This window comes from Bradyrhizobium sp. USDA 241 (assembly GCF_049739505.1).
Classification (GTDB): Bacteria; Pseudomonadota; Alphaproteobacteria; order Rhizobiales; family Xanthobacteraceae; genus Bradyrhizobium; species Bradyrhizobium liaoningense.
Genome location: NZ_JBMGPZ010000002.1, coordinates 1340275 through 1363835 on the forward strand (window position 1 = coordinate 1340275; position 23561 = coordinate 1363835).

Sequence of the window (23561 nt, forward strand, 5' to 3'; positions counted from 1 at the left end):
GGTGCGATGAAGGCAGACGTTTTCGGGTGTTAGTCCGTGACGCCGGCTGCAGCCTTGAGCTGCTTGGCCAGTTCAGGTTTGGTGTTTTCCAGCACCATTTGCTGGGTGATGTTGCGGGTCTCCGCCGACCAGGGGTTCACAACGCCCGTGGGTGCAGCCGGAGTGGTGCCCGGTTGGGTGCCCAGTCCACGCTTCTCGTCCGGCTTGAACAGAGAAGGCTTCGTCTCGCGGATTTCCACGAGCAGGTCAGCGATGGTGAACGGAGAACCGAGGTGGTCCTTGATCCGCGGGTTGCGGTTGACGTCGAGAACCTCGACCGTCACCTGCCCGTTGACCACTTTGGTCTGGACCATTTGGCCCGCCAGAAGTTCGATGGCATCCCGCGCATCGTCCAGCGGATTGAGTTTTGCGAGTTCAGACTTGATCGCGTTGTCGCGAACCAGCGTCTGCAACTGCCCCGTGAGGCTGGCGTTCGTCTCCTCCAAGCCCTTGACCTTCGTGGTCAGCTCGGTCTCACGCAGGTTGAACTGCGCGGTGAGCTGGCCCTTGTGGGTCTCGAACTTTTCGTTGGCGAGCTTGTCAGCTTCCTTCGCGGGATCGATAGCGGACAGTCGTGCTGCCGTCTCGATGGCCGTCTTGGCTGCGTCAGGGGTGATTTCCCCGAATGCGGCCACACGATCGATCGCGGTGCGAGCCGCGGTCACGTCGAGGCCTTCGTAGGGCTTCAGCTTCTCCTTCAGAACGGCGACGTTGTTGCGCTCCGCTCCGAGGGCGCTCCTGAGGCCCTGGACGTTGTCGAGTTCGTAGCCCTCGCTGGCGGTGACGTTGAGGAAGAACTTCCCGTCCTTCTCGACGTAAAAGCCACGGTGAGCTTCGTCGACGGTGTTGAGATCAGTAACGACTGCTTTAAGCATATCCATCCCGGAAATGCGGGGCGTCCCGCCCCTCGTGATAAAAGGCCCGTCAAGCATCCCGCCTGAGGGCCGGCGATATCCCCGAGAGGTCGGGGAATCGGAGGAGCCAGCAGCGATCGTTCCGAGGCCATCCCGGCGCTCGGTTGGTCATGCTGGCGAAACTGGTGTGGCGGCTGACAAGGCAGGTCTCGAACCTGCGACATCCTCGTTAACAGCGAGGCGCTCTACCGATCTGAGCTACTTGCCAAGATTGTTCAGCGGCGGCGTGGGCGTGCGACACGCTCTTTGGGGTATCTCTGCTCGTCTTGTGCGGGATGCGAGCTGAGACCGCTGAAACTGCGCTCAATCCGATCGGGGAGCGCAGAAAAGAACCTGTCGCCGCTATGCTGGCCCGGCGCGGCCGAAAAAGTCCCCGCCCATGCGTTGGCACGAGCGGGGAAGTGTCAGAGCGAGGAAACGAAAAAGCCGCATAGGAGGCCCGGAGAGAGCGTCCTATGCGGCTTCTGGATCGTGTCGGATCCTACGGAGGGCTTACCGACCGCCCGCCTGCGTTTGTTTAACGAGGTTGCAGACCTGACCGCCCCGGAGGGCTCCTCGATTAAGCTGCCTGCTGCAGCTGCTCGACGGGTTCGAGCTTCTCGAACTCGTCGGGGGTCGCGAACTGGATCTGGTCATCCTCAGTGAGGAGCACGAAGTCACCAGCTGCGCAGGACTGCACGCCCCACTGGGTGTTCATCGTGAGACCGCCGAGGCGGTTGATCGAAAGTTCGCCCGACTGGAGGCGACGAACCAGCCACGCAGGTGGAACTTCGTCGGCAACCTGGCCCCAGAGGGGCAGTTTGAAGGCTTGGACCAAGATATTGCGGGTGAAGAGCTGCACGGGCACTCCATTTGCATTCAAGCAAATGAAAAAGCACAGTACCCGCCTTTTGTCAAGCCCCCAATGCAAGGGGCCTGCAAACGGCCTTAGTGCAGCCACATGTAGACGACGAGGTAGAGGGTGAAGAGCCCTGGAACCCAGACGGGCGCCGACAGGGCCAGAAGGGCGAAGACGATCGCCAACTTCAGCATGTTCGACCGACGCTGCTCGACCACCAGCTGGGACACCGGGTCAGGCTTCAGCGTCTCCTTCCACGCTTCCATTGTCTGCGACGACTCGTAGAACTGACGCTTTCGCGCCATCGCCTCCGGGTCCTGCTCCAGTGCTTTCAGAATCCGCTGCCACAGCTGGCTTTTGCTTGATCCGGGCTCCATCTTTGACCTTCGTCTTACCCTTGACGTTGAACTTAGGGTCAAAGCAAATCGGGCAGCAGTAGTACTCGTCACCGACCAGCTTACCGAACATCACCACGGACTTCGGGATCATCCTGACAAGCTCAGTCACCAGCGTGCCCTGCTTCAAAGAGCAGGGCACGCAGTAATACTGTTCCGCTTTGAATGTCAGCTCGACCCTGGACATAGGACCGCGGCAAATACCAATTGCATTCCGGCAAGTCAATCCGATTTGCTCAGATTTGCTTTCTCGGACGCAGCTGGCCGGGCGGGAAGTTCGGCTTCGGCTGAGCAGCCGGAACTGCCGAAGCGGCCGGAGGCGTGCCGGTGGTCGATGACCCCGAACTTCCACCGGACTCCTTGGCAGGATCTGCCTGAGTCCAGCGTCCCGGGAACATGTTGTCACCGCCAGTCGCCATCATCTCGTCGACCTTCTGCCAGAGAGCCAGCTCGGCCTGGAGATTGAAATCGTCACCGAGCAGGTTGCGGGCACGGATCTCCTGCAACAGCACCTCGCGGCTGATACCGCGATTCTGCCACAGGGTGGCGAGCTGGGCGACCTCAAGCAGCCGGTCCTTGGTGTTCGAGAACTCGGTGTTGAGGATGACCTGGACCTGGCTGTAGTCCTTGCCGGTCCACTGCCCCATGAAGCGGATGCCCTTCTCGATCGCGTCCTGGCACTGGATGGCCAAGTCGTGGACGACCGAGTGGACCCGGGTCTCCTGGATGTCGCGCTCGTTCTGCGGAACGTACTGACGATGCGTGCCCGTGACCGGGTTCAGCGCCATCATGTCCATCTGCATTTCGAGCTTTTCGAGGTCCTTCAGGCCGGACTCGATCGCCGTGCCCTTGGGCTCGACGAAGTACCAGCGACCGTTGGCCTCGGGAGCGTAGAGCACCTTGTAGGGGCCGATCGCGAACTGCGCCTCGTCATCGGGATCGATCTGGACGCCGGAGCAGGCCAGCATCGGGAAGCGCGCCGCCGACAGGATGGAGCGCTGGTCAGAGGTCGAGATCCAGTGCTCGATCTGCTTGTAGGCGAGATCGATGAAGACCGGGCGGACCTGGTAGTCGGCTTCCTTTTCGCCGGCATACATGGTCACGAACGGCACCTCGGCCATGTTCTGGAGCGGTGTCTCTTCGATGAAGTCCCAGTTCGAGCCGCCCGAGGTCGCCTTCTGCTCCCAGAGCTGGACGATGCCGGACGTCTTGGTCGGGTCGATCTCGATCACCCGCATCTGGTTGTAAAGCACCTCCTTGAAGCCGTCGCGCTCGGCGCGCTGGCTGCGGATGCGGACGTGGACGGTCTTGACGTCACCGCCGACATACATGTCGTAGGCTGCAGCAACATCGTCGACCTTGAACGCCTTCATGAACGGGCGAGCGCCGGACGCTTTCTGGTCGGCGAGGCTCTTCATGTTGTAGGTGTCCGGGTGGTCCACCAGGAAGTGGCACATGCCGTCCAGCAGGGCGTTGTTGAAGAATTGGTGGGCGAAGACGTGCAGGTGGTTGCCCTGCAGATCGATGTCCTGGACCCACAGATCGAGGTCAGGATCGCTGTTGATCACCTTCAGCAACGTCCGGAACGGCTTCGCCGACGCAGCGTCCACGGCCTCACGCATCTTGTTGAGAGCGAAGGTCGAGGCGAGTCGCGAATTGTAGCGGGTGTCGTTTTCCTTGTCGTATTGCGGGAGGAACTCCGCGCCCATGGCCCGCATCGTTTCCGTGCCGCCGTAGACCGCGCGCAGCATTCGGGTGCGCTGCTGCATGGTCGTGGCTGCGGAAGACAACAGGCCGGGGTTACCCGCCTTCGGAGACGGGGTGTACTTGACTTGAGTGTCGGCCATTTCTGGATGGTGTCCTGACGTTACCAGTCAAGGACTGCCGCCTTCTTGGGACCGAGGAGCGCGTTGAATGCGTCGGATGCCGCGTCCACTTGGTCGTCGTAGGTACCAAGCGGGAAGGTTTCCAACTCATCCGTGAAGCAGGTATTCCAGTGACCTGGGACCATTCTCACGTTGCCGGCCTCGCACTGCGCAGCGAATGCGGCAGCGCGGACCTCTTTCGATCCGGTGGGGCGTTGTGCCTTGACGATGTAGCCGGCGAGCCGGCGGATAAAGCCCTGCGCCTGGCTCTTGCCGGCCTGGCCTGGGTCTTGGGGGAGAGAGATCTGGACCGAGCGGCCATCGTTCTTGGCCGTCTCGAAGATCTTCTTTTCGACTTCGAGCGGTGACCCGCGGAAGCGGACGATGTTCTCGATGTAGAAGATGCCGCTGGCATCCTTCGACATCAGAACGCCGACCGTGTAGTCACCGTCAGCTGATGCAGCCAAATCCCACGCGCGAACTCGAGCCCGGCGAGGCGGCAGATCGGCGAGCGCGACCGGGACGAACCAGTCAGCGCGGAACATGCCGCCGTCGTCCGCCATCGGCTGTTGCTGATAGAGAGCAGCGAAGGACCGCTCGCCGAGAACGTCGAGGCGATCCAAGAGCGCGTTGTAGGAGAAGCGGTGTGGCGCGAGCGGCTCGTTGTGCTTGCGGCCGAGAGGATCGCCAGGGACGGTGCCATCCTCATTGAGGATCACTTCGCCGTCCGGCGTCTTCTTCACGTAAGGCAGCGCCGGCAGATACAGGATCTCCCACGGGATACCCTTGCCGTCGTTCATCAGCTCGATGAGGCGGCCGGCGATATCGTCGTAGTGCCACCGCGTCAGGGTGAGGACGATAGCTGCATCCTCTTCCAGACGGGTGTAGACGACGTCGCGGTACCAGTCCCACTGGTCATCGCGGAACGATGCCGACTTGACTTCCTTGCGGTCCTTGATCGGGTCGTCGATCAGGAAGAGATGGGCGCCCTTACCGGTGGTACCGGTGCCGACGCCGACCGCGTAGTACTGACCGCCACCGCAGTCGTAATCGAGCTGCCATTCATCGGCAGCGCGCAGGTCGGAGCGAATCTTGACGCTCGGGAAGAGCCGCTCGAACTCGCGGCCCTTGATGATGTCGCGGACGTTACGGCCGAACGTCGTCGCAAAGTCTGAGTTGTACGAGGCCGAGATGATGTTCTTGCTGGGGTTCCTGGCCATGAAGTAGGCCGGGAAGCGCCGCGTCGACAGCTCGGACTTGCCGTGCCGCGGAGGCGCAAAGATCATCAGTCGTTTGCAGAGCCCCTGCTCTACTCGCTCCAGCGCTTCGGCGACCTTGAAGTGAAACGGGTCGGCGTAATATTTCGGAAGCGTGTACTGCGTGAAGTCGATGAGGTGCTCGCGGCCCCTCCTACGACGCAGGATTTCGGCCGCTGCCTCCTCGGGGGAGACATCGGTGTACGGGTTCATTGTGTTCGCAAAAAAAAGGCTCCAGCCGAGACAGTGCCCGGCCAGAGCGCAGATGAACTCCCCTTCTCAGGGGAATTACAGGTTAGATGTTGCGGGCAACCTCGGGCGCCGCCTCAGCGGGAGCGTCGGCGACCGGCGCATCGGCAGCCGGAGCCTCGGCAGCGGGCGCATCGGCGACCGGCGCGTCAGCAACCGGAGCCTCGGGAGCCGGAGCTGCTTCGACCGGAGCGGCCGGAGCAACAGCAGCCTGCGCTTCCGCGACGGTGGCCGCGATGTCGGAGGTCACGTCCTTGATCGCTTCGAGATCCTCGGCCGAGATGCCGGCGGCGGGCGCCGCGGCGAGCTGGGCCTGAAGATCAGCGACCTTGGACGACACCTCGTCCAGCTTGCCGTGCAGACCATGAACAGCCGCCTTGAGAGCAGCATCCTGGTCGACGAGAGCCTGGACAGCAGGGGTAAGAGCCATGAATAGATCCTTCAGTTGGTGGAGGTGAGTTTCGATCGCCCGATAGCGACCGTCTCCCAAACGGACGTGCTCCGTGTGGGATTCCAGGAGGTGGGACAGCACCTGTCGAAGGTTGAACTCATCGAAGAAAGACATCACACCTCGTTGTTTGTGATTGTTTTTGAAGGTGAGCGACGCCGCCGCGACGCGGTTTAGACTCCGACCGAGGCTGCGATACGCAGCGAACGCCCCCGAAGCGGCGACTCGGTCAGAGTGAAAAGGAGGTCCCCACGCCCGCTGGCCAAGCGGATCGTCCTGTCAGTTCAGGACTTAGTATTGCGGTCGCGCGGTGACGCGATCCCGTCAGGGGACTTGTTTGGTTCGCGGAACGTCCCGTGCCCGGAAAAACCTTTCCAAACACGGGCAACTTCTTTCCGAAATCGAACGGACTGCGAACAGCCTTTAGTGGATGTTGAAGTCGGCAGCGTCGAGCTGAGCGAAGACCTGCTTCTCCCAGTGACGAACCTTGCCGCGCATCACGAAGGAGAATTTCGGATCCTTCTCGAACTCGCCGAACGGCACGGACGCCGCATCGACGTGCTCCATGGCGCGCGGATCGAGCATCGGGACATCGATGATCGAGCTGCCGAGGCTGAGCGCCTGGCGGGCCACATCGTCGATGCCCTTGAAGAACTCAGCGCCGTTGTTGCGGTTGAGCACGATGCAGTGCTTCGCACCGGCCAGGAGCTTCGAGGTCGCCTCGATCTCGCCGAACGAGTCCATCGTCGAGCCGATGACGTGCATGACGGCGGTGTTGACCTTGCCGTCTTTGACCATGTCGAGGAAGCCGATCTCGGTCAGCAGCGTCAGCGTGTCGGTGAGCAGGCCGGCCCGGATGTCGATCAGCGTGATCGCCGAGGTGCCGATGGTGTCGAACACCTTCACCTGGTCATCGGAGTCGCGCAGGTTGACGACTTCGGTGATGGACGGAAAGAAGCGCTTCAGGCTGCCCTTCGGGCTCTCGGTGTCGAAAGCACGGGTCGCAAGGCCCTGGGCGCCGAAATAGTCGAGGATGACGCGGGACAGCGTGGTCTTGCCGACGCCGCCTTTGTCAGCGCCCACGATCACGACGGTGGGCAGGTTGGGTACGAATGGCATGGTAGTCTCCTTTGGTGGACCGGGGTCGATGGCTGGAGGGGTTGGAGCAGGCGACGGCTCAGTCTCCCGAACTGGTTCGGGCTCCTTGGGCGGTTCGATCTGCTCGGGTGGAGCGATGACCACGGAGGGGACGTCGTCAGCCGGTCGCTGACTATCCTGCCGTGGTTCGCTGGGGGCCGGCACGATGAGTGGCCGGTGGGGGTTCATGAGCGCCGCGATGCGTTGCCGACGCACATCCTCTGAGGTACGTCGGCCCTTCATCAGTGGACGCTTTCTTTTTTCTCCTCCGCCTTGGGCTTCTTCGCGCGGCTGGCAAGCTCAAGCAGCTCGTCCTCCGACATCTCGGTCGCTTCCTTGCGGACATTGAGGTTGGTGTGGTTCTCGTCCTTCTGGCCGAGGTAGTTCTTGCCGAGGAAGATGGACGCTGGCGCGTTCTTGTCGGCCAGCGCCATCTGTTTCCTTCGCAGCGAGACCTTTGCGTGCATCAGTCCGTCGTCCCAGACCTCACGCGCATCGGGATATGCGTTGAAGAAGTTGGTCAGGGTCCGAGGGCTTACACCGAGGATTGCGGCGGCCTCCTCTTGTGTACCGAAAAGGCGTGCGATCTCAGCCAGGGCACGTAGCGTATCCTCATCAGGTTGGAGCTTCGTCTTGCGAGGCCCGATCGGGCGAGCGAGAAGCTCATCGAGAAACGCGGTTTCCTTGGCTTCCTTCTCGGCGGCGGCTTTGGCTGCGGCCTCGCGAGCAGCAGCCTCCTCCTTCGTCGGCCGGCCGCGGCGACGTTTGGGCAGATCAGTCATTTCTTGTTCTTCTTCTCGACTGTCAGTGTTTGAGTTCGGGGATGACGACCTCGCTATCGATGATGTCGTCCATGACGATCACGACCACGTAACCGTCAGGAGGCACTCGAACGAGAATCTCTTCCGCCTCCTCGGGATCGTCGGTCTCCATGTCGAACCGATCGATCATGGCGACGATCGGAACCGAGAAGCCGCCCTCGTACACGATGCTCATCGACTCGAAGTCGATGGTGAAGCCTACGACCCCTCGCGGGTCGGCAGCGCCGTTTTGATCCATTGCAATATCTCAGCCTTGGAGCCGGCGCCGGTCCGCATCGCGGTCACGACGCCTTTGTCGATCGCCAACAGGGCTGGGATCTGGTTGACCTTGTAGCGCTGCGTGACCAGCATGCAGTGCTCGACGTTTGCGGTGTAGAAATCGACGTCGCCGCGCTGCTTCTCGATGTCATTGAGCAGCGGCGTCATCGCCTTGCAGGGCTGGCACCACTTCGCCTCGAACTTGATGACGATCGGCTTTGTTGCACCTTCAATTGCCTCGACGAAGGTGGTGTCGGTTAGGGGTTTCATTTTGAGAAGATCTTCTTGAGGGACGAGACGCCGGCCACGCCACAGACCGTGAGCATCACGTTCCACTGCATGCTGTCGTAGGGCGCCGGGAGTTTTGAGATTTGCCAGCTGCCGACCTCGTGGCCGAACAGCGGGATGGAATCGAGCACGATGGCCGCGACATGGAGCAGGAAGACGCCGAATGCAGCGGGAACCATCCACGCCGTGAACCAGTGCTCGCGGTCATCCTTGCGCATCTCGGCCGCCATCCGGGCGACCTCGACCTTGTAGCGCAGCTCAGCCACGTTGAGCGTCACGTCACCGCCGACAGCGGTCTTCCACTTCTCCAGATCCGCGTCGGTCTTCTTGTTGAGCCACTCCAGAAACCCGGACGCCAGTCCAGGGATGAAGCTGAGCAGCTTGAAGACCCACATTTACTCGGCCAGCTTCAGCAGCGCGTTGTAGGCCGCCGTCCACTTCCGGTTCTCGGCCAGGGTCCAGGTCTTCTTCTTCATGCCGGCTTCGAGCAGGTGGGCGACACCCTTCTTGGCGGCTTGCTTGATGGTCATAGCGGTCTCCTTAGGAAAGAAAAAGCCGCCCCGAAGGGCGGCCTGTGGTTTAAGAGGTTACGGTGATGAAGGCTTAGCCGGGAAAACCGTTCGATCGCGCCCAACCCAGCAGAGCATCGAGCTGCGTTTGCTGCCGCTCGATCACGTCTTGCTGCGCTTTGACGCCTTCGATGAGGACCGGAACAAGCTTGTCGTAAGCGACAGTGCGCCACTGCTTGCCGTCGTTCTCATCGTCCGGGATCGAGCGGCCGACGATTTCCGGCAGCACGGCTTCGACCTGGTCGGCGAGCACACCGACATCGCGCTCGCCGGGGCGACCGATGAGCCTCGTCTTGTGGTTCCAGGTGAAGCGAACACCGTCGAGTTGCCGGATGATGTCGATGGCATCTGCGATGGGGCTGACGTCGTCCTTCAGATCCGGATCGGAATAGGCAGTGATGTTACCACCCGCGACCATGTCGCTGTTCGGGGCCGAGTACCATGACCAAGCCGCTCGCGACCAACCGCCAAGGCCGAAATAGCCGTCCGCGCGGATGCCCAGTTTGATGCCGTAGGCGCCTTGCGCGAGGAACGAGATCATCGCCAAGGCGCCGTCGCCGGAGCCCCCGTTGTTGCGGACTTGGATCGAGGCAGTCGAGTCCGCCGACATGGGCGAAGACACTGCACCGGTAACGATCACACCGGAGAAAGTCGGGCTGGCGGCTGGCGCATAGCTGGCAGGGTTGAAGTTGCCTGCGTGCCAGACGGCGCTACCCGCGACCGTGAGGGTCGAGAATGCGCCATTGGTGAAGCGGGAGTCATCACCAGCGCAGACCGTACCGGCGGTGGTGCCGACGTTCTTGGTCGCAGCGTTACCGAGGCCAAGATTGGTTTGGGCATTGGTCTGCTGCGTGCCGGTCAGACCCTGCGCGTTGGTGTCAACCCGCAGGCGGTTGCCGAGAGCAGCGCTGATCGTGGTCGAGAAGTTGGCGTCGTTGCCGAGAGCGGCAGCCAGCTCATTGAGCGTGTCGAGCGTCCCGGGGGCCGATCCAACGAGATTCGACACAGCCGTGGCAACAAAGGACGTGGTGGCGAGCTTTGTGCTGTTGTCGCCAGCCGTCGGAGTTGGAGCGGTAGGCGACCCTGTGAAGCCCGGAGAATTTACGGGCGCACGAGAGCTGTCCGTGGGATGAACGTGATCCTCACGCGCGTACTTGGTCGACACACCAACAGCAGCCGTGCCGTCAGCGAGAGGCGCTGCGGTCGCAGGGGCGCCGCCGGCATTAGCCATCACGAATGCCGTGGTGGCAACCTTGGTGCTGTTGTCACCAGCAGTTGGCGTCGGTGCCGTGGGAGTGCCAGTAAAATTCGGCGAGTCCACGGGAGCACGAGTGGTGTCCGTGGGATGCTTGTGATCCTCGCGCGCCCACTTCGTACCCGTGCCTACCGCGCCAGCGCCGTCGTCGCCAACAGGCAAAGCCGTGCCGGCAGCAGCCTGAACCGCAGAAGCAGCGTTCGACGCGGACGTGGCCGCGTTGAGTTCGCTGGTGTGCGCGTTTGAGGCCGACGTCGCAGCATTACTTTCACTGGTTGCCGCGTTGCTTTCCGAGATGGCCGCAGCGTTCTTGGAGCTGAGTGCGTTGCTCTCGCTCGTCGCCGCGTTGGATGCCGACGTCGCAGAGTCGTTTTTAGACGTTAGCGCGTTGCTCTCAGATGTTGCAGCGTTCGCGGCTGAGGTGGCTGCAGCGTTTTTCGAGGCAAGTGCGTTGCTCTCGCTGGTTGCTGCATTGGTTGCGCTGGTAGCAGCAGCATTCTTGCTCGCGAGCGCGTTGCTTTCCGAAGTGGCCGCATTTGCCTCAGAGGTCGCCGCGTGGCTGGCCGAAGTTGCCGCATCAGAGGCCGAGTTTGAAGCGCTGGTCGCACTCGTAGATGCAACTGAGGCACTGGATGCTGCGTTGCTCTCACTGGTGGCCGCGGCGTCCTTGTGGGATCGCGCGTTGCTCTCACTGTTAGCAGCCGCACTTGCGCTTGCTTGTGCAGCAACCTCCGCCTCGAAAATACCCTCTGCTGATTGAGCCGCTTGAAGTGCACATGACGCAGCAGCCGCAGCATTTTGTTCCGTCTGCACTGCGTAGGATGGATCACCAGACTCTCCGGGATCGCCCTTTGGACCCTTAAATTGCCCAATGTCGATCCAGTTGCCGTCTGACCAGGCCAACCCGTGACCGGTGCCCTGATCAAGGTAAACATCGCCATCATTTGCGTGCGCGGGAAGCTCAAGATAACTCGCGACCGCACCCTTCAGCGCAATGCCGTGACCAACGTCACCCTTGTCGCCCTTGTCGCCTTTTGGTCCAGGACGCCCCTGCGGTCCAGGGCCGCCCTCCGGCCCCTGGACGCGAGGAAATAGATCCCGAAGCTCAGTCAGCGAAACCGTCTTCTCTTTGTTGTTGACGTGGATGTCGATCTCGACGTCATCCTCGCTCGGACCATCCGGCACTCCAACCGGCGCCTGTTCAGAAGCCAGTGCGATCTGCTTGTTGATGAGAAGGTACTTGGCGCCACGCTCGGTGAGGATGACGATCTCATTCGTGTCGTAGAAGTCAGTGCCGATGTGGATTCCGCTCGGGGATATGACCCGATACCGTAACGTGCTCATCCGTTCTTCTCATTTTTGTTGGCACCGGAGGAGAGACTCGAACTCTCGCAGCGCAGTTTTGGAGACCGGCCGCCTACGCCGGAGGACCCCGATGCATGATTGATCCCCCGCCCGATTTCTTCTCGCGACGGATTTCCCAGTCGTCGGGACGCCTTTGTTGGGGGTTGGCGTGCGCCTTGCGGCTTAAACTGTTCGGTCGGTGGGTTGCCCACGCCCGCATCTCTTCGCGCCGCCAAACAGGAGGCGGATCGCTACTTTGCCACCGTCATCGTGGCGCGACGGGAGGCCGTTCCGTCCTCGACCGAATTGGTGCCAGCGGGAGGAGTTGAACCAACGACCTGCGGGTTATGATTCCGCTGCTCTACCGTTGAGCTACACTGGCGAATTGGATGCCCGTCACCGAATGCGATGACGGGCTGTGCTCGCAAAAGCGAGCGCGCGGCTTGACGCATGGCCTCATTTAACCAGCCACCCCTATGTCGTTTTATTTGACGTTTCGGCTGGCACCGAGAAATTTAGGCCGTGAACCCATAAATCTGCCGGGCGGACGGTTTGCCAGACCGGCGACTCACTGCTAGGTCTCCACCACCATGGGATCCGCCACACGACACCGCAAAGCCTTCCTGCTCGCGCACCCGGTCTGCGCGTTCTGCGGTGGTGTCACGCCGTCGACGACGATCGAGCACTGCCCGCCGCGCGCGATGTTTCAGAACCGGCAGTGGCCGGAAGGCTTCGAGTTCCCAGCATGCGATCGATGCAACGGCGGCACGCGCGACGACGACCTGCTGATCGCTATGCTGGCCCGCGTCGATCCGCTCGAGAACAGAGGCGATCGGGACGGGAAGGTGCCCGGCCTGATGGCACGGGCGCACAAGCGGCACCCTGGCATGTTCGAACGGATGCTGGCGATCGGAGAGGACGGACAACCGCAGGCGAGCGGCGAGTGGCAGATCACCGACGAGATGCGCCAGGCCGTCGACGTGCTCGCCGCGAAGCTCGCCAAGGGCATCTACTGGCGACACACGCAGGACATCTTCCCGAACGACGGTGGCCTCGCGATGACTTGGTACACGAACGCCGACGTGGCGCGCGACGGCGGATACAAGCTGTTCGAAAGCCTGCAGCACCTCGCAGGCAACGCGCCGTTGCTGACGCGATCGGGCACCTACCTGAACGATCAGTTCGAATACAAGTTCTCGCTCTCACCAGAGAAGCACATCCTGACATTGCAGGCCAAGTTCGGGAACGCGTTCGGTTTCGTGGTGTTCGGCAGCACCACGCCCGGACTGCTGGAGAAGAACATTCATCTCGCGGTCGCCAGTCCGCGCGCCGATGGCGTCGAGCCGTTCAGGATCCTGCAATCGCCAGCGCTGCCGCTGGGCGAACTGCGGACGACAGGCGAGGGGTCTGCGGGATAGTCCGATCGCTTAGCGAACACCGCCGCATTTGGCCAAAGCCTTCCTCGCGACCTTCAATACCCGTCGGACGGTTGAGGCCGAGTCGGCTAATGGGTCATTCGCGACCGGGTCGAGCCAGCAGCAAGCCCGGGTGCTCTCGAAACTGGAGCCTCGAATCATGCGCCACGAACTCAGCGGGCAGCGAGCGCCTCGTCTACCGTCCACTTGTAGACGTAGAGCCGGCGCTTCACTCTGGCTTGTGGCAGTCCCGACAATTCGATCGCCTCAGCGAGCGACATCGTCCTGCCCATGAACTCGACCCAGCGCGTGGACCGCCTATTGCGGTTCTGCTCTTTGACGGTCGACCATTTGCAGTTGTCGGGATCGTAGTTCAGTTCGTTCTCAATCCTGTCGATCGAATGCTCCAGCGACGGACGCTCTCCTACATCGGCGAGGAAGCATTCGAAGCCGGACATTCCATCGGCGCCAAAGCGCCAGCGGTCGCACACAGTGATACCGCGAGCGCCGTATCGATCGTATGAAGTGGCATCTTCATCGTAGCACCTCTGGATCATTGCGACCCACGACCTGTACGTTGGGCTTTCGCCGCAGTCTCGTGAATGTCCGTGTTTCAGCATACTGGCAACCTTGGCACCGAGGAGAGAAAGCAAGAGCGACGCACCTCGTGTCGGATTACAGGGCTCGTGGGGCACCATCGCCATCGCGCAGTTCTTGCGCTGGACGCATGTTTGCGTCACCGCTCCTGGGGCTTGATGGAGCCAGAGGTTTTGCAGCCGTGGGCGCAGCTGATTTGTTCTCTGGCGCACGGGGCGGGTAAAGGAGGGAAACCCCGCAGCCGTGCAGCCGGGCTGGGTCAGACGGTGCGCGACGACCCTTCGGTGCGCGCCTCCCTGTTACACAAACAGTTCCGGGTATCGATGTTAGCCGCCAGATGCCTTCAGGCGTTTCCTGCGGCGGCGTCGTTCAAGCAGGATTTCGAGGAGCGCCCTCGCCTTGCTGATGATCTTCTTTTTCTTGGCCATAATGTCCTCAGGCGACGTGCTCTTGCGGTATGCCCCAGTGCGGCGGGACAGTCGAAACCGAAAGGCACAGGTTTGGGATGAGCTTCTCCAAGACCCAGTCGGTGTGGGCCTGCTGGACGCCGCTGAGCGGCCGGATCAGCTTTGCGTTGGAGTAGAGCTTGGTGACGACCTGCCCGTACACCACCGGCTCCCATTGCTTGGGATCGAGGCGCAGCCAGGCGATCATCGCTTCGGCCGCCTTCTTGGTGTCGGCCACCATTGCGTTGAGCATGGTCATTCTTTCTGGGCGATGGCCTTATCGATCCAGGCGTAGATTTCCGGATTGTCGCGTCGGGCCATGATCATGACCGGCGTCAGCCGGTTCACGACGGTCTCTTCCTGGGCGCGGCTCTTGAGAGCTGCCGCGTGCCAGCAGGCGTGGTTGATCTCGTGCTCAAGCACTTCCGCGAACGATGAGTCCGGCAGGTCGTTACGCACGTAGATGATGAAGTTGAAGCGGTCGCACAGACCGAGGCACTCCTTCTCCTCGGCCTCGGCGGGATCCCAGTGCTTCAGAGTGTAGACGTAGATGCCGATCTTAATCGTGGTCGGAAGCTTCCGCCGATCGGGTAGCCTTCGGCGGGTCATAACGAACCTCGAAAGGATTGAGGGTGAATGCGCGCTCGATCGAGGCCTGCCAGATGGCGTAGCTGAACATGAAGACGGAGAGAGGAAACGGCATTACTCGTCTTCCTCTTCATCCCGCTCCAGCAAATCGATGACGCGGTCGAGGCGATAGGATAGTTCGTCTGCGGCGTACTCGATGCCGTCGCGGATCTTGCCGCCGATTGCGATCAGGCCGACCATGATGAGGATGGCTTCGATGATCATCACCAGACCCCCAGCCAGACGCCCCAGCCGTGGATCACGCCGACAGGCGGCAGGACCGCTCCGGCGATCAGGAACAGGTAGGACGCCGACTTGATGCAGACCACAACGTGGGTAACCCACGCGGCGAGCGCGGCGAGCAGGCAAGCGATGTAAGCGAAGGCGAAGTACGCCATGGGATAGTGCCCTGTCATGTCAGAGGATCGCGTATTGGCCGTCGTGACTGACCCGCGTGAACCAGTTCTCACAGCGCTCTTCGAAAGCAGCGTACTGCTCGAAGGTGACGCGCCAGTGCGGGCGGATGATCACGAGGCGGTCGAAGCGGTGTCCGGCCGGATTGTCGGAGTGGCGAAAGACACGCCAGAAGCGGGTGTCGAGGCCGAAGGCCTTGATGTATTGCTCCGCGATATGCGTGGTCTCGGCGATAACTGCATTCATGTGAAGACGCCCTTCTCCATGGCGACGACGCGGGCCGCCCTTTGGACGTCCGGAAGTCGGTCTTCCTTGATCGCGGTGATGGGCGTGATGCCGCCCAGTAGCTCGTTGCCGCGCAGCATCCAGGCTTGCGCCTCGACGGTGCCGACGTGCTTTTCGAGCTGCTTGATGACCTGGTAGGCCTGCATCGCCAGCGGCGATGTCGAGATCGGATCAGGCTTCATCCCATGTCGGCGATGACGATGGCGAAGGCGATCGAGAGGGCGATGCCGATGATGAGCTGGGTGATTTCCGGCGGGATCATCGGCCGAGCTCCTCGCGGACGGCGGTGACCGCCTTCTCCATGGCAGCGCGGACGATGAACATGTGGACCTTGTCGTCCGGCAGTTCGACCATCTGGACGCTCTCCTCGATCGCCGGGACGTAATCGGCGGGACCGATCGGACCGAGATCACGCATGAGCGGATACCTGATCAGCCGCGTTGTCTTCGGAGACCAGGTGCCGACACGCTGCCAGCACTTCAGCTCGTCTTCGAATGCGTCGAGTGCCGCATTCGTCAGCTTTTCCATCACGCCCATGATGTCTCCGCTTGGAATGGTGCCCCGGCTCGCCGTTCAGACGAGACCGGGCTCTGGGTAATCAGTGCAGGAACGACAGCGTCATCAGGCCGAGCGCCATGAGACAGGCGACTTCGAAGCCGATGACGGAATTGAGGATGGGATCGGAACTCATTGCGGAGCCTCGTCGGTTGGATCCGGCGCCAGCAATGTCGCGACGATCAAAGTGATCGCTCCGATCGTGAGGGCTCCTGTGCACAGGAGCACCAGCTTGATCATGAGCTGGCCGAGCACAGCGACGAAGACGATGTCGTCCATCATGTCGCGGCTCCCGGGTTGAATTGGACAAAAGGCCGCCGTCCCCCGGATCAGCGCGGGTTTGAGCCGGCTGTTCCGAGGTTGGGGCGAACAGAGGTTTGAATGATTGCACGAATGCTAATCTACGCCGACCAATACACCGGTCCCCCGGTTTCGTCAAGAGCAATGCAAATGGAATGCAAATTCGGGAACTCGCCCGGCGTGTGGTTTCAACAGTTCCAGGCGAAATTCGTCCCAGGTGTTGAAACCGATCCGATCGACCAGCCGGAGGCGGTCACCGGTTAGGGTGATGGTTCACTGATGGTTATATGATGGTTCAGCGGCAGCTCCTGCCGGTGGTACCGGCGGCTCCTGCCGGTGGTAGCGGCAGCTCCCGCCGCTTGCAACCGGCAGCTCCTGCCGTGTTCAAATTACCACACCGGCACCTGCTGCCGGTGGTCCCCTCGCGGCGGCGCGCGTGTCGGGTTAGATCTGGGCGCGACAGCGCCCCGCCCCATGTGCGGGGCCTGTCAGAAACCACAGGTTTGACACAATTGCCCCAGCTCACCCGACGCCCTGACGGAGATCCTCACCGAGCCGGCGGATGGTTCATCTACTACGGCGACGTCCGGGTCGGTCACATTGGCAAGCGTGCCGGCGTTCCGACCAATGCCCCGCAGTGGGGCTGGAACTGCGGCTTCTACCCCGGCTGTGATCCGGGCCAGGCGACCAACGGGACAGCCGAGTCCTTCGAGCAGGCGCGTGACGGCTTCGAGGAGGCTTGGCGGAAGCTGCTCTCCACCCGCACCGAGGCGCACTTCGAGATCTGGCGTCGGTCGCGAGACTGGCACGCCTGGAAGGACCGGATGAACGACGAGCGGCTGCCGATGCCAACCCAGCGCGAGAGCGGCCGGGCTCGCTGCTTCTGCGGCGAGGAGATCACCAGTTCCTCGATCGAGCGGCATGTCCAGGCGGCGCACCGGGGCCTCGGCGACTCGCATTCCATCCGGTCATGACTAACTTGGACTCCGGTCAGTGGAGTTCCGCGTATGGCCTCGCCCTCGATCATCCCAGCAGACCGGCTCGACCGGGACATGTACCTGGTGCTGGAGGATTTCAGCAGCGGCCCGGCTTGGCGTGAGACGGACGAGGACCGGACCGACTACCGGACCCTGATCAGCGATCTCCTCAGCGGCCAGTACGACCATCCGCTGCGCGTGGTGGCGTTCAATCCGCTCGAAGGCTGGTCGCGCGACGCCACCGAAGATGTCGCCAAGGAGCTGGAGCAGCGGGTCGCGGAAGGGTTCGAGGTCACAGAGACTGTGCGTGAGTTCATCGAGCGCTTCACCGGGCGGGCGCTCGGCGTGCAGCTGTTGCTGCCGCTGCGCCAATTCTAACTCGCAATTTGGCCGGCGGTGCATAGATGCCGGCTATGCCAACCAAGTTCGAATTTTGCAGGCCGGCGGCGAAGAAGGTCGTCCCGGCCGGCCCCGATTGGATCCACGAGGTGAAGTACGACGGCTACCGCGGGCGCGTGGTCCGCGAGGGTAAGGCCGTGCAGGTGCTCTCGAAGGCCGGGCTCGACTGGACGTGGCGCTATCCGATGATCGCCGAGGCGGCGCTGAAGATGAAGCAGCAGCGCTTCGTCATCGACGGCGAGATCTGTGTGCTCGACGTCCAGGGCATCTCGCAATTCGACTGGTTGCACTCTGGCCACTACAACGACGACGCCCAGCTCTATGCCTTCGACCTGGTCGTGCTCGACGGCGATGACCTGCGGGACCTGCCGCTGTTCGAGCGCAAGAGCCGGCTGGCCAAACTGCTGCACCGCCGGCCCGAGGGCATCTTCATCGCGCCCTTCGAGCAGGGCGAGATCGGGCCCACTCTGTTCGACGCGGCCTGCCGCATGGGGCTCGAGGGTTTGGTGTCAAAGCACCGCGAGCGCCGCTACCGGCCGCGGACGTGCGACTGGATCAAGGTCAAGAACCGGGCGCACCCCGCCTATTCTCGCGTGGCTGATCAGTTCTGACGGGGAACGGGATCACCTCGGCCTTGCCGCCACGCATCGCCCAGGCGGCGATCTCCTTCTCCGGGTTCGGGCCCCGCAGGATCTTGCGGATGATGTCGCGCATGGCGATCAGCTGGCGCAGCTGCACGACGGTGAAGCCTGGATCGCTCATGTTTCCCTCCCCCAGCCTCTCGATCCACCACAGCATCATGCCGCCGGCAATGACCGGCGCAAGGGCCGCGGCGTTTGCAACTTCGTCGTAGAGGTTAGTGTCGTCGGTCATCGCGGCCAACACGGCCTCCTCCTCTTGGTTCTAAAGATCAGCGCGGAGCGCTCGCTGCATTTGCTCATGCTGACGCGGAACTGAACCTGCGCTCCTGCAAGGCAGCTCTGCAAATGCAAGCTTGCAGCAAATTTTCTGCAATCCACATTCTCGTCACATTGGGCGGGCACCCCGCGCTCGTCCTGACTTGGACCACTCGGACGGTCTCGGCAAAACTGATCAGCCCCCAGGCCTTGTCGGGGCCGTCCGTTTCTTATTTCGAGGTTTCGATGCAATCATTAGTCCTGGCCGGCAAGGCCACGCTGTCGGTCGCCTTGCTGACGCTGCTGCTCGCGATTGCGATACACATCTGTGTGATGCTGCTCAACGCGACGCTGCCCGACGCGGTGCTCGGTTATGAGAATGGCGCGGAGCGCCCCGGCATCTACACGCCCACAAATCCCTCGGAAAAATAGGGAACAGAACGTTGATCGCGGCGTTCGAGCGGATTCCGCACTTTCTCACCTGAAGCATGAAGGAGATGTAATGCCAGCCAAGAAGAAGACGAAGATTCAGACGCGGGAGCGCTACTCACGCGATGACATCAAGGCGCTGAAGGCGCACTCGAAGGCGCGGACGCCGATCGCGAAGGTCGCCAAGACGATGAAGCGCACGCCGGCTGCGCTGCGGGCGAAGGCACACCAGCTCGGCATTGGTCTGGGCGAAGCCCGCCGCATCTAATTTGCATTTTCTGCAAAGATGTGGTAGCAGACTGGCCTTCCGGGACGTTTGCATTTCCCAAAAGTCCAACCGTCCTTTCAGGAGAACCTCCCGAACAGGGGGGTTCTTTTGCTTTTGGGGTGGGTCATCGAAGGCCGTCGAGGAAAGCTGCTCGATGGGCGCGACGGAAGGGCCGCCAGGCTAATCGAAACGGTCGGGACCGGCGCGACGCGCCCCCGACTGACCCGCCGCCCCCAAGGGTCTTAGATTCAGCGCGAAGCGCTCGCCGGTTGTGACCATTTTGGCAGAAGGGTAACAACTCGGCCGCCGGTTATACTGTCCTCGCGGATCTAGTATAGCGCTCGGCCGCCATGACCTCCCGATCGAGGGGGTCTTTTATTCGGGCCACCCCTGTCAGAAATTTGTAGGTGTTTTTCTGACAGGAGCCGCAGCGCGGGCCGCCTGTAGGCCTCACCCGACAGGGTAGACAAGCCAGTCCCCAGGAATGCAAACGCATCCAGCCCCTGGATTTCAAGCCAGCGACTCGTTTTGGCGGGGATCCTCCCCCAGCAGTCGAAAAAGGCCCTTTTGGGCGTGGAAAGTATGGACCGGTCGGCCACGACCGGGGCTAGGTCAACAAAAAAAATTTGCATCCGTGCAAATAATTCTCTTTCAAGCTATTTGCTTTCTGCTATTGTGTTCATGGGAAATGCAAACGGAGTGATTGAGACGGTTTAGGTTCTGGCTTTCATAGCGAGTCTTTTGACTCGCGTTCTGTGAACCACGCGAAGGCACCTTCGCAGGGAACGGGAGAGCCATGTCCAAACGTCGAAATTTCTCCGCCACCCCGGAAAACTGGAAAGGACTAGAGCAAATGACCACGGCACAGAATACCACCCCGGCAAAGTCTCTCGGAACCATTGCTTTGGAAGCCGCCGCAAAGGCCGTCAAGAATGACGACTCGGCCGCCTTCACTGCTACCGTTGCACTCGGACTCGTCATGGCAAACCGCCAAGTCGAGAGGGCGGAGACTGACAAGGATATCACGGAAAAGGAAAACAAGCGGGCTTTCCGCGCGTTCCTGAAATTCTACGCTGCAAAGGGCGGCGTTGTGTGGCGCGACTCGGACCATTTGGTTTCCGGCTTCATGGCCATTAAGGACCGGAAGGAACGCGAGTCCGCCGCGTCGGAATACGTTGACGGCGGCAAGAATTGCAAAACGCAATTCGCCAAGCCGGAGGGCGCGCGGCTTGTGGAGGGACTCGCGAAACTGCGGACATGGTCCTTCCGGCTTATGGCGGACGTCTGCACTAACCATGCTGACGCAATCCGCGACATTCTCGCCAAGAAAGCCGCTGGCGCGTCGGGTCAAGTTTTGGCCGACTCCTTCACGGAATTTGTGAAGCGTGAATATGGCGCGTCATTCGCCAAGTTGACCGGCCGACTCGCCAAGTCAAAGGACGATAAGGAAAAGCCGGACGTTCTGGACTCGCTCATGAAGCGTATCGAGTCCCTGACCGATACCGATTTTGTCCTCCTCATGTCGCGGATTAACGACATGACCGGCGCGCGTGCCAAGTCTGACGACTCCATGAAAGATTTCATGGGCGAGGGCGAGGGCGAAACGGAAAGCGAAGCGCCGCGCCTGATCAAAGCGGCCTAATCCCCCGCCCATCCCTGACCTGAAACCTCCCGGGGTCTCCCCTCGGGGGGATTTCGGCTGGCTTTTTTTTGAACTTTTTCCGGGGGGCGTCACTCGCGCCTCTCTCGGAAAGTCATGACGATTTGGAAATTTTCGTAGCCCCACGGGCGACCCCCACCCCCATTTTTGGAGCCTACCCACGATGGCCAAGCGCTACATCGAACGCCCCACCGCGCGCCAAATCGTCGACCGTGCCGAACGCGAGGCGAGATACGAGCGGGCTCGGGATGCAAACGCGGACTGGCTGGCGTCGAACTACGCCCCCACCCCGAAGGCTGCGCCCACCCGCTTCTCGAAGGCGGACCAGCGTGCGGCCGATGACTACGCGATGTTCCAGCGCTTCGCCGACGAGTACGAGCACAACGACATCCCGGACAAGCTCGGCAAGACCGGCAACTACGAGCCGAAGTCGATCTACTCCCCGGCGCCGAAGTCCCCCATCCGCTTCGAGCGCCCCGCCAAGCGCAAACCCCGCGACCCCACGCGGTCGGCACCGATTGCGAGATCCCCGATTACCGGCGCCATCGCACCTTCACGGTCGAGGACGGCGAAGGCCGTGCCCGTGGCGCCATCCAGATCAACCCCTACTCGAAGCGCATCACCATCGGCGGCTTCGGTCTTACCACGAGGAAGTAAGCGCCATGCGATACCTGTTCGAGCTGACCGTGCCGATGCCCCTCGCGGTGTTCATCCTCACCCTGTTCGCCATTGGCGGCTGGATCGTGGGAGGCTTCCATGCCTGACATCTCGACCGGCTGGCAAATGATCCAGATGGCGGCCGAGGTCGCCTCGCTCCACCTCGACAAGCACTGGGTCAAGACCTGGCTCCGCATCGACTGGGACCGCATCAGCAAGACCAAGCACTCGATGCACGTCCTCAAGGGCAACGTCGATCACCTCTTCAAGGACACCGAGGAGGTCATCAACACCATCTGGGCGGAACTGGCATGATGCACCCTCGCCTTCCCGAAGCCGAGCGCAAGATCATGCACCTCGGCCGGCACATCCGCTGCCGTCTCACCAAGCGGCAGAAGCGCAAGTACCGCGCCATGTTCGACGAGGCCATGCAGAAGCACGAGTCCGGCCTGCAAGCGGTCCGGCTGGTCGATGACCTGATCGAACAGAACCGTCCGCTGAAGTGGTGAACACAATATCTGGTGTGAGACCCCCTCAATTCGGGGTCTCCACCCCCCTTTCGGGACCATTTTGCACCCGATTTGCACTAGATCTTGTGTCTGAGCAGTGCAAATCCGGTCTGAAATGACAAATTTGCTTTTTATGGGGTCAGAACGGACGAGTTGACGGCCCTCAGCGTCTTGCTGGGTTTGTCGTGGAATGGCGTGCAAACGGAGAGAGATGACCGGCTGGAGGCGTTTGCTTCCCCCTGGGTCAAATCCCCCTGTAGCCCCTTCCCCTCTCTCTGTGTGTCTCCCCCTGTCTCTTAGTCCCCTTGATGGTGTGCATGGTCGGCGGCCCGCGAAATCCGGGCGGCTCGTTCCCTGCTGTTTTCAAGGGATTTGGTGTCGGCAACGCAACGGAGGAACCCGTGCTCGATCTGCTCAATACCCTCTACCGGGAGGGTCGTCATCGCCCCGGCAAGGGCCTGAACCAGTGCTACGCTCTGGCCAATGCTGCCTACCTCTTGGGGGCTCAGCATCGTCCGGCTCACATGGTCCGGGCGGCCATCGACACGCTCCGGGCGGCCTTCGAAAATTGAGGCCGAAATTCCCATCCGGGAATTTCTGAGGGATTTTTCGGGGAATTATTTTCCCCGTCCGACACCCCATTTGTCTCACAGAAGCATGGCGAAAGTTTGCCTTGTATTTGCTTTAGTCTTCGTGCAAATGCGCATTGAGGCAACGGCGGGGCGGGTGACGAACCAACCCAATTCACACCAGATCAGGACGAACCATGCTCGCAATACAAGCTGCGACCTACGAGGCCTTGAGATTCCTCAGCCCGGTATGGAGCGCTGTTTGCTCCGGCTTCGCGATCATGATCTACGGCGAACTGTACATCACGCCTGCCGGTCAGGCCTATCTCGACTCGCTGGAGGAGTAACCGTGCCAAGCATCGTCACCGCCAACGACCTGCACCTGTTCGCGATCAACACCGGCTCGCTCTACCAAGCGCACCTAGCGATGGCACGCGACCACGACCCAATCGGCGTGTGGGATCAGCACTTCGAGTTTGCCGTGCTGCCGCTCGACTGCAAGCAGATCGAACGTTCACGCCACGCCTCGCGTCCTGTGCGAGGCGTCCGAGTCCACCAAGGCCTATTACGAGCGCCACATCGCGGAGTTCTGAGCCGTGGTCGCGTTCTACTTCAACTGCCGCTGCTGCAGCAAACCCGTCCTCAACCGAAAGGCCAGCCCCGCTTTGAATGCGGTGCATGCGCCGAACCTGCGACGAAAGCAGCGTGAGCGCATACAAGTCATCGCCGTGCCCCCGAACGTCTCCGTGGGGCGCAATCAGGACAAGCAGGAGCTGGCGCCTGGCATCTGGCAGGTTTCAACCGCCGGCCATGGAGGCATCAAGAGCTATGCGGGAAACTGGGTGATGACGGAATGAGATAGGCGGCGTATCGAGGCGGGTG

The 23561-nt window shown here is 61.5% G+C and carries 35 protein-coding genes and 3 tRNA genes; 12 read left to right on the forward strand and 26 right to left on the reverse strand.

Features of this window, described 5'->3' with window-relative positions; all coding sequences use genetic code 11:
* Positions 1–29 precede the first annotated feature (29 nt).
* From ABIF91_RS07405 to ABIF91_RS07480, 16 genes are all read right to left on the reverse strand, one after another.
* On the reverse strand, positions 30–971 hold the full coding sequence (locus tag ABIF91_RS07405; protein WP_424578888.1) for a hypothetical protein: 942 nt from the start codon (positions 969–971) through the stop codon (positions 30–32).
* Between the two features lie 116 nt (positions 972–1087).
* Positions 1088–1161 (reverse strand) — tRNA-Asn (locus ABIF91_RS07410).
* Positions 1162–1512: 351 nt separating this feature from the next.
* Positions 1513–1794 (reverse strand): hypothetical protein, encoded by a 282-nt coding sequence (locus tag ABIF91_RS07415; protein WP_424578889.1) that lies wholly within the window; start codon positions 1792–1794, stop codon positions 1513–1515.
* Between the two features lie 86 nt (positions 1795–1880).
* Positions 1881–2168, reverse strand: a complete 288-nt coding sequence (locus ABIF91_RS07420; protein ID WP_424578890.1) for a hypothetical protein — start codon at positions 2166–2168, stop codon at positions 1881–1883.
* 254 nt (positions 2169–2422) lie between these two features.
* Positions 2423–4033 carry a DUF4055 domain-containing protein gene (locus ABIF91_RS07425; protein ID WP_424578891.1) on the reverse strand — a complete coding sequence of 537 codons (1611 nt, stop codon included), beginning with the start codon at positions 4031–4033 and terminating at the stop codon, positions 2423–2425.
* Positions 4034–4053: 20 nt separating this feature from the next.
* Positions 4054–5520 carry a phage terminase large subunit gene (gene terL, locus ABIF91_RS07430; RefSeq protein WP_424578892.1) on the reverse strand — a complete coding sequence of 489 codons (1467 nt, stop codon included), beginning with the start codon at positions 5518–5520 and terminating at the stop codon, positions 4054–4056.
* Between the two features lie 82 nt (positions 5521–5602).
* A complete protein-coding gene (locus ABIF91_RS07435) occupies positions 5603–5986 on the reverse strand; it encodes a hypothetical protein (RefSeq protein ID WP_424578893.1) in 384 nt (127 codons plus the stop codon).
* 441 nt (positions 5987–6427) lie between these two features.
* The gene (locus tag ABIF91_RS07440; RefSeq protein ID WP_424578894.1) at positions 6428–7123 is read right to left on the reverse strand and encodes a hypothetical protein; all 696 of its coding nucleotides are present in this window, start codon (positions 7121–7123) and stop codon (positions 6428–6430) included.
* A gap of 260 nt (positions 7124–7383) precedes the next feature.
* On the reverse strand, positions 7384–7923 hold the full coding sequence (locus tag ABIF91_RS07445; protein WP_370198204.1) for a hypothetical protein: 540 nt from the start codon (positions 7921–7923) through the stop codon (positions 7384–7386).
* Between the two features lie 22 nt (positions 7924–7945).
* Complete coding sequence (locus ABIF91_RS07450; RefSeq protein WP_424578895.1) at positions 7946–8200, reverse strand: hypothetical protein; 255 nt, start codon at positions 8198–8200, stop codon at positions 7946–7948.
* Positions 8161–8490 carry a thioredoxin family protein gene (locus tag ABIF91_RS07455; RefSeq protein WP_424578896.1) on the reverse strand — a complete coding sequence of 110 codons (330 nt, stop codon included), beginning with the start codon at positions 8488–8490 and terminating at the stop codon, positions 8161–8163. Before ABIF91_RS07455 ends, ABIF91_RS07450 begins: the two co-directional genes overlap by 40 nt.
* Positions 8487–8903, reverse strand: coding sequence for a hypothetical protein (locus ABIF91_RS07460; RefSeq protein ID WP_424578897.1), 417 nt, complete (start codon positions 8901–8903; stop codon positions 8487–8489). Before ABIF91_RS07460 ends, ABIF91_RS07455 begins: the two co-directional genes overlap by 4 nt.
* Positions 8904–9038, reverse strand: coding sequence for a hypothetical protein (locus ABIF91_RS07465; protein ID WP_424578898.1), 135 nt, complete (start codon positions 9036–9038; stop codon positions 8904–8906).
* A gap of 73 nt (positions 9039–9111) precedes the next feature.
* On the reverse strand, positions 9112–11676 hold the full coding sequence (locus ABIF91_RS07470) for a tail fiber domain-containing protein (RefSeq protein ID WP_424578899.1): 2565 nt from the start codon (positions 11674–11676) through the stop codon (positions 9112–9114).
* A 19-nt stretch (positions 11677–11695) separates the two neighbouring features.
* Positions 11696–11769, reverse strand: a tRNA-Trp gene (locus tag ABIF91_RS07475).
* A gap of 214 nt (positions 11770–11983) precedes the next feature.
* Positions 11984–12058 (reverse strand) — tRNA-Met (locus ABIF91_RS07480).
* 208 nt (positions 12059–12266) lie between these two features.
* Between ABIF91_RS07480 and ABIF91_RS07485 the strand changes: the two genes are divergently transcribed.
* Positions 12267–13094, forward strand: a complete 828-nt coding sequence (locus ABIF91_RS07485; RefSeq protein WP_424578900.1) for a hypothetical protein — start codon at positions 12267–12269, stop codon at positions 13092–13094.
* A gap of 170 nt (positions 13095–13264) precedes the next feature.
* Here ABIF91_RS07485 and ABIF91_RS07490 read toward each other — a convergent pair whose 3' ends face one another.
* The 9 genes from ABIF91_RS07490 to ABIF91_RS07530 form a co-directional block, all read right to left on the reverse strand.
* Entirely contained in the window at positions 13265–13549 is a 285-nt protein-coding gene (locus ABIF91_RS07490) for a hypothetical protein (RefSeq protein WP_424578901.1), read from the reverse strand.
* Positions 13550–14123: 574 nt separating this feature from the next.
* Positions 14124–14393 carry a hypothetical protein gene (locus ABIF91_RS07495; protein ID WP_424578902.1) on the reverse strand — a complete coding sequence of 90 codons (270 nt, stop codon included), beginning with the start codon at positions 14391–14393 and terminating at the stop codon, positions 14124–14126.
* Positions 14390–14743 (reverse strand): hypothetical protein, encoded by a 354-nt coding sequence (locus tag ABIF91_RS07500; RefSeq protein ID WP_424578903.1) that lies wholly within the window; start codon positions 14741–14743, stop codon positions 14390–14392. The genes ABIF91_RS07495 and ABIF91_RS07500 overlap by 4 nt, the downstream gene beginning before the upstream one ends.
* Before the next feature lie 93 nt (positions 14744–14836).
* Positions 14837–14986 carry a hypothetical protein gene (locus ABIF91_RS07505; protein ID WP_424578904.1) on the reverse strand — a complete coding sequence of 50 codons (150 nt, stop codon included), beginning with the start codon at positions 14984–14986 and terminating at the stop codon, positions 14837–14839.
* Complete coding sequence (locus ABIF91_RS07510; protein ID WP_424578905.1) at positions 14986–15159, reverse strand: hypothetical protein; 174 nt, start codon at positions 15157–15159, stop codon at positions 14986–14988. The genes ABIF91_RS07505 and ABIF91_RS07510 overlap by 1 nt, the downstream gene beginning before the upstream one ends.
* A gap of 19 nt (positions 15160–15178) precedes the next feature.
* The gene (locus ABIF91_RS07515) at positions 15179–15421 is read right to left on the reverse strand and encodes a hypothetical protein (protein ID WP_424578906.1); all 243 of its coding nucleotides are present in this window, start codon (positions 15419–15421) and stop codon (positions 15179–15181) included.
* Positions 15418–15642, reverse strand: coding sequence for a hypothetical protein (locus tag ABIF91_RS07520; RefSeq protein WP_424578907.1), 225 nt, complete (start codon positions 15640–15642; stop codon positions 15418–15420). Before ABIF91_RS07520 ends, ABIF91_RS07515 begins: the two co-directional genes overlap by 4 nt.
* Positions 15643–15718: 76 nt before the next feature.
* Positions 15719–15997 (reverse strand): hypothetical protein, encoded by a 279-nt coding sequence (locus ABIF91_RS07525; RefSeq protein WP_424578908.1) that lies wholly within the window; start codon positions 15995–15997, stop codon positions 15719–15721.
* A gap of 150 nt (positions 15998–16147) precedes the next feature.
* On the reverse strand, positions 16148–16297 hold the full coding sequence (locus ABIF91_RS07530; RefSeq protein ID WP_424578909.1) for a hypothetical protein: 150 nt from the start codon (positions 16295–16297) through the stop codon (positions 16148–16150).
* 521 nt (positions 16298–16818) lie between these two features.
* Here ABIF91_RS07530 and ABIF91_RS07535 point away from each other — a divergent pair.
* Genes ABIF91_RS07535 through ABIF91_RS07545 form a run of 3 tightly spaced genes read left to right on the forward strand, consistent with a single transcriptional unit; the run spans position 16819 to position 18302 of the window.
* Positions 16819–17289, forward strand: coding sequence for a hypothetical protein (locus ABIF91_RS07535; protein ID WP_424578910.1), 471 nt, complete (start codon positions 16819–16821; stop codon positions 17287–17289).
* A 33-nt stretch (positions 17290–17322) separates the two neighbouring features.
* Positions 17323–17670, forward strand: a complete 348-nt coding sequence (locus tag ABIF91_RS07540) for a hypothetical protein (protein ID WP_424578911.1) — start codon at positions 17323–17325, stop codon at positions 17668–17670.
* Between the two features lie 35 nt (positions 17671–17705).
* Positions 17706–18302: an RNA ligase family protein gene (locus ABIF91_RS07545; protein WP_424578912.1), complete on the forward strand. Its 597-nt coding sequence runs from the start codon at positions 17706–17708 to the stop codon at positions 18300–18302.
* On the opposite strand, the gene ABIF91_RS07550 is transcribed toward ABIF91_RS07545, so the two are convergent.
* Positions 18253–18564, reverse strand: coding sequence for a hypothetical protein (locus tag ABIF91_RS07550; RefSeq protein WP_424578913.1), 312 nt, complete (start codon positions 18562–18564; stop codon positions 18253–18255). The genes ABIF91_RS07545 and ABIF91_RS07550 overlap by 50 nt on opposite strands.
* Positions 18565–18833: 269 nt before the next feature.
* Between ABIF91_RS07550 and ABIF91_RS07555 the strand changes: the two genes are divergently transcribed.
* The 8 genes from ABIF91_RS07555 to ABIF91_RS07590 all read left to right on the forward strand — a co-directional run bounded on the left by ABIF91_RS07555 (position 18834) and on the right by ABIF91_RS07590 (position 23536).
* On the forward strand, positions 18834–19019 hold the full coding sequence (locus tag ABIF91_RS07555; RefSeq protein ID WP_424578914.1) for a hypothetical protein: 186 nt from the start codon (positions 18834–18836) through the stop codon (positions 19017–19019).
* Positions 19020–19089: 70 nt separating this feature from the next.
* On the forward strand, positions 19090–19284 hold the full coding sequence (locus ABIF91_RS07560) for a hypothetical protein (RefSeq protein ID WP_424578915.1): 195 nt from the start codon (positions 19090–19092) through the stop codon (positions 19282–19284).
* 796 nt (positions 19285–20080) lie between these two features.
* The gene (locus ABIF91_RS07565) at positions 20081–20926 is read left to right on the forward strand and encodes a hypothetical protein (protein ID WP_424578916.1); all 846 of its coding nucleotides are present in this window, start codon (positions 20081–20083) and stop codon (positions 20924–20926) included.
* Positions 20927–21700: 774 nt separating this feature from the next.
* Positions 21701–21916 (forward strand): hypothetical protein, encoded by a 216-nt coding sequence (locus ABIF91_RS07570; protein WP_424578917.1) that lies wholly within the window; start codon positions 21701–21703, stop codon positions 21914–21916.
* Complete coding sequence (locus ABIF91_RS07575) at positions 21913–22110, forward strand: hypothetical protein (protein WP_424578918.1); 198 nt, start codon at positions 21913–21915, stop codon at positions 22108–22110. Before ABIF91_RS07570 ends, ABIF91_RS07575 begins: the two co-directional genes overlap by 4 nt.
* Positions 22111–22511: 401 nt before the next feature.
* Positions 22512–22682 carry a hypothetical protein gene (locus ABIF91_RS07580; protein ID WP_424578919.1) on the forward strand — a complete coding sequence of 57 codons (171 nt, stop codon included), beginning with the start codon at positions 22512–22514 and terminating at the stop codon, positions 22680–22682.
* Positions 22683–22876: 194 nt separating this feature from the next.
* Positions 22877–23026 (forward strand): hypothetical protein, encoded by a 150-nt coding sequence (locus ABIF91_RS07585; protein ID WP_424578920.1) that lies wholly within the window; start codon positions 22877–22879, stop codon positions 23024–23026.
* A 249-nt stretch (positions 23027–23275) separates the two neighbouring features.
* The gene (locus ABIF91_RS07590) at positions 23276–23536 is read left to right on the forward strand and encodes a hypothetical protein (RefSeq protein ID WP_424578921.1); all 261 of its coding nucleotides are present in this window, start codon (positions 23276–23278) and stop codon (positions 23534–23536) included.
* The last annotated feature ends 25 nt before the right edge of the window (positions 23537–23561 follow it).

Bases quoted from the DNA above. Each gene is read 5' to 3' on its own strand.
- ABIF91_RS07405 (WP_424578888.1), bottom strand. From the start codon at position 971: ATGCTTGACGGGCCTTTTATCACGAGGGGCGGGACGCCCCGCATTTCC.
- ABIF91_RS07420 (WP_424578890.1), bottom strand. From the start codon at position 2,168: ATGGAGCCCGGATCAAGCAAAAGCCAGCTGTGGCAGCGGATTCTGAAA.
- ABIF91_RS07425 (WP_424578891.1), bottom strand. From the start codon at position 4,033: ATGGCCGACACTCAAGTCAAGTACACCCCGTCTCCGAAGGCGGGTAAC.
- terL (WP_424578892.1), bottom strand. From the start codon at position 5,520: ATGAACCCGTACACCGATGTCTCCCCCGAGGAGGCAGCGGCCGAAATC.
- ABIF91_RS07435 (WP_424578893.1), bottom strand. From the start codon at position 5,986: ATGGCTCTTACCCCTGCTGTCCAGGCTCTCGTCGACCAGGATGCTGCT.
- ABIF91_RS07440 (WP_424578894.1), bottom strand. From the start codon at position 7,123: ATGCCATTCGTACCCAACCTGCCCACCGTCGTGATCGTGGGCGCTGAC.
- ABIF91_RS07445 (WP_370198204.1), bottom strand. From the start codon at position 7,923: ATGACTGATCTGCCCAAACGTCGCCGCGGCCGGCCGACGAAGGAGGAG.
- ABIF91_RS07450 (WP_424578895.1), bottom strand. From the start codon at position 8,200: ATGGATCAAAACGGCGCTGCCGACCCGCGAGGGGTCGTAGGCTTCACC.
- ABIF91_RS07455 (WP_424578896.1), bottom strand. From the start codon at position 8,490: ATGAAACCCCTAACCGACACCACCTTCGTCGAGGCAATTGAAGGTGCA.
- ABIF91_RS07460 (WP_424578897.1), bottom strand. From the start codon at position 8,903: ATGTGGGTCTTCAAGCTGCTCAGCTTCATCCCTGGACTGGCGTCCGGG.
- ABIF91_RS07465 (WP_424578898.1), bottom strand. From the start codon at position 9,038: ATGACCATCAAGCAAGCCGCCAAGAAGGGTGTCGCCCACCTGCTCGAA.
- ABIF91_RS07470 (WP_424578899.1), bottom strand. From the start codon at position 11,676: ATGAGCACGTTACGGTATCGGGTCATATCCCCGAGCGGAATCCACATC.
- ABIF91_RS07485 (WP_424578900.1), top strand. From the start codon at position 12,267: ATGGGATCCGCCACACGACACCGCAAAGCCTTCCTGCTCGCGCACCCG.
- ABIF91_RS07490 (WP_424578901.1), bottom strand. From the start codon at position 13,549: ATGTCCGGCTTCGAATGCTTCCTCGCCGATGTAGGAGAGCGTCCGTCG.
- ABIF91_RS07495 (WP_424578902.1), bottom strand. From the start codon at position 14,393: ATGACCATGCTCAACGCAATGGTGGCCGACACCAAGAAGGCGGCCGAA.
- ABIF91_RS07500 (WP_424578903.1), bottom strand. From the start codon at position 14,743: ATGACCCGCCGAAGGCTACCCGATCGGCGGAAGCTTCCGACCACGATT.
- ABIF91_RS07505 (WP_424578904.1), bottom strand. From the start codon at position 14,986: ATGATCATCGAAGCCATCCTCATCATGGTCGGCCTGATCGCAATCGGC.
- ABIF91_RS07510 (WP_424578905.1), bottom strand. From the start codon at position 15,159: ATGGCGTACTTCGCCTTCGCTTACATCGCTTGCCTGCTCGCCGCGCTC.
- ABIF91_RS07515 (WP_424578906.1), bottom strand. From the start codon at position 15,421: ATGAATGCAGTTATCGCCGAGACCACGCATATCGCGGAGCAATACATC.
- ABIF91_RS07520 (WP_424578907.1), bottom strand. From the start codon at position 15,642: ATGAAGCCTGATCCGATCTCGACATCGCCGCTGGCGATGCAGGCCTAC.
- ABIF91_RS07525 (WP_424578908.1), bottom strand. From the start codon at position 15,997: ATGGGCGTGATGGAAAAGCTGACGAATGCGGCACTCGACGCATTCGAA.
- ABIF91_RS07530 (WP_424578909.1), bottom strand. From the start codon at position 16,297: ATGATGGACGACATCGTCTTCGTCGCTGTGCTCGGCCAGCTCATGATC.
- ABIF91_RS07540 (WP_424578911.1), top strand. From the start codon at position 17,323: ATGGCCTCGCCCTCGATCATCCCAGCAGACCGGCTCGACCGGGACATG.
- ABIF91_RS07545 (WP_424578912.1), top strand. From the start codon at position 17,706: ATGCCAACCAAGTTCGAATTTTGCAGGCCGGCGGCGAAGAAGGTCGTC.
- ABIF91_RS07550 (WP_424578913.1), bottom strand. From the start codon at position 18,564: ATGACCGACGACACTAACCTCTACGACGAAGTTGCAAACGCCGCGGCC.
- ABIF91_RS07555 (WP_424578914.1), top strand. From the start codon at position 18,834: ATGCAATCATTAGTCCTGGCCGGCAAGGCCACGCTGTCGGTCGCCTTG.
- ABIF91_RS07560 (WP_424578915.1), top strand. From the start codon at position 19,090: ATGCCAGCCAAGAAGAAGACGAAGATTCAGACGCGGGAGCGCTACTCA.
- ABIF91_RS07565 (WP_424578916.1), top strand. From the start codon at position 20,081: ATGTCCAAACGTCGAAATTTCTCCGCCACCCCGGAAAACTGGAAAGGA.
- ABIF91_RS07570 (WP_424578917.1), top strand. From the start codon at position 21,701: ATGCCTGACATCTCGACCGGCTGGCAAATGATCCAGATGGCGGCCGAG.
- ABIF91_RS07575 (WP_424578918.1), top strand. From the start codon at position 21,913: ATGATGCACCCTCGCCTTCCCGAAGCCGAGCGCAAGATCATGCACCTC.
- ABIF91_RS07585 (WP_424578920.1), top strand. From the start codon at position 22,877: ATGCTCGCAATACAAGCTGCGACCTACGAGGCCTTGAGATTCCTCAGC.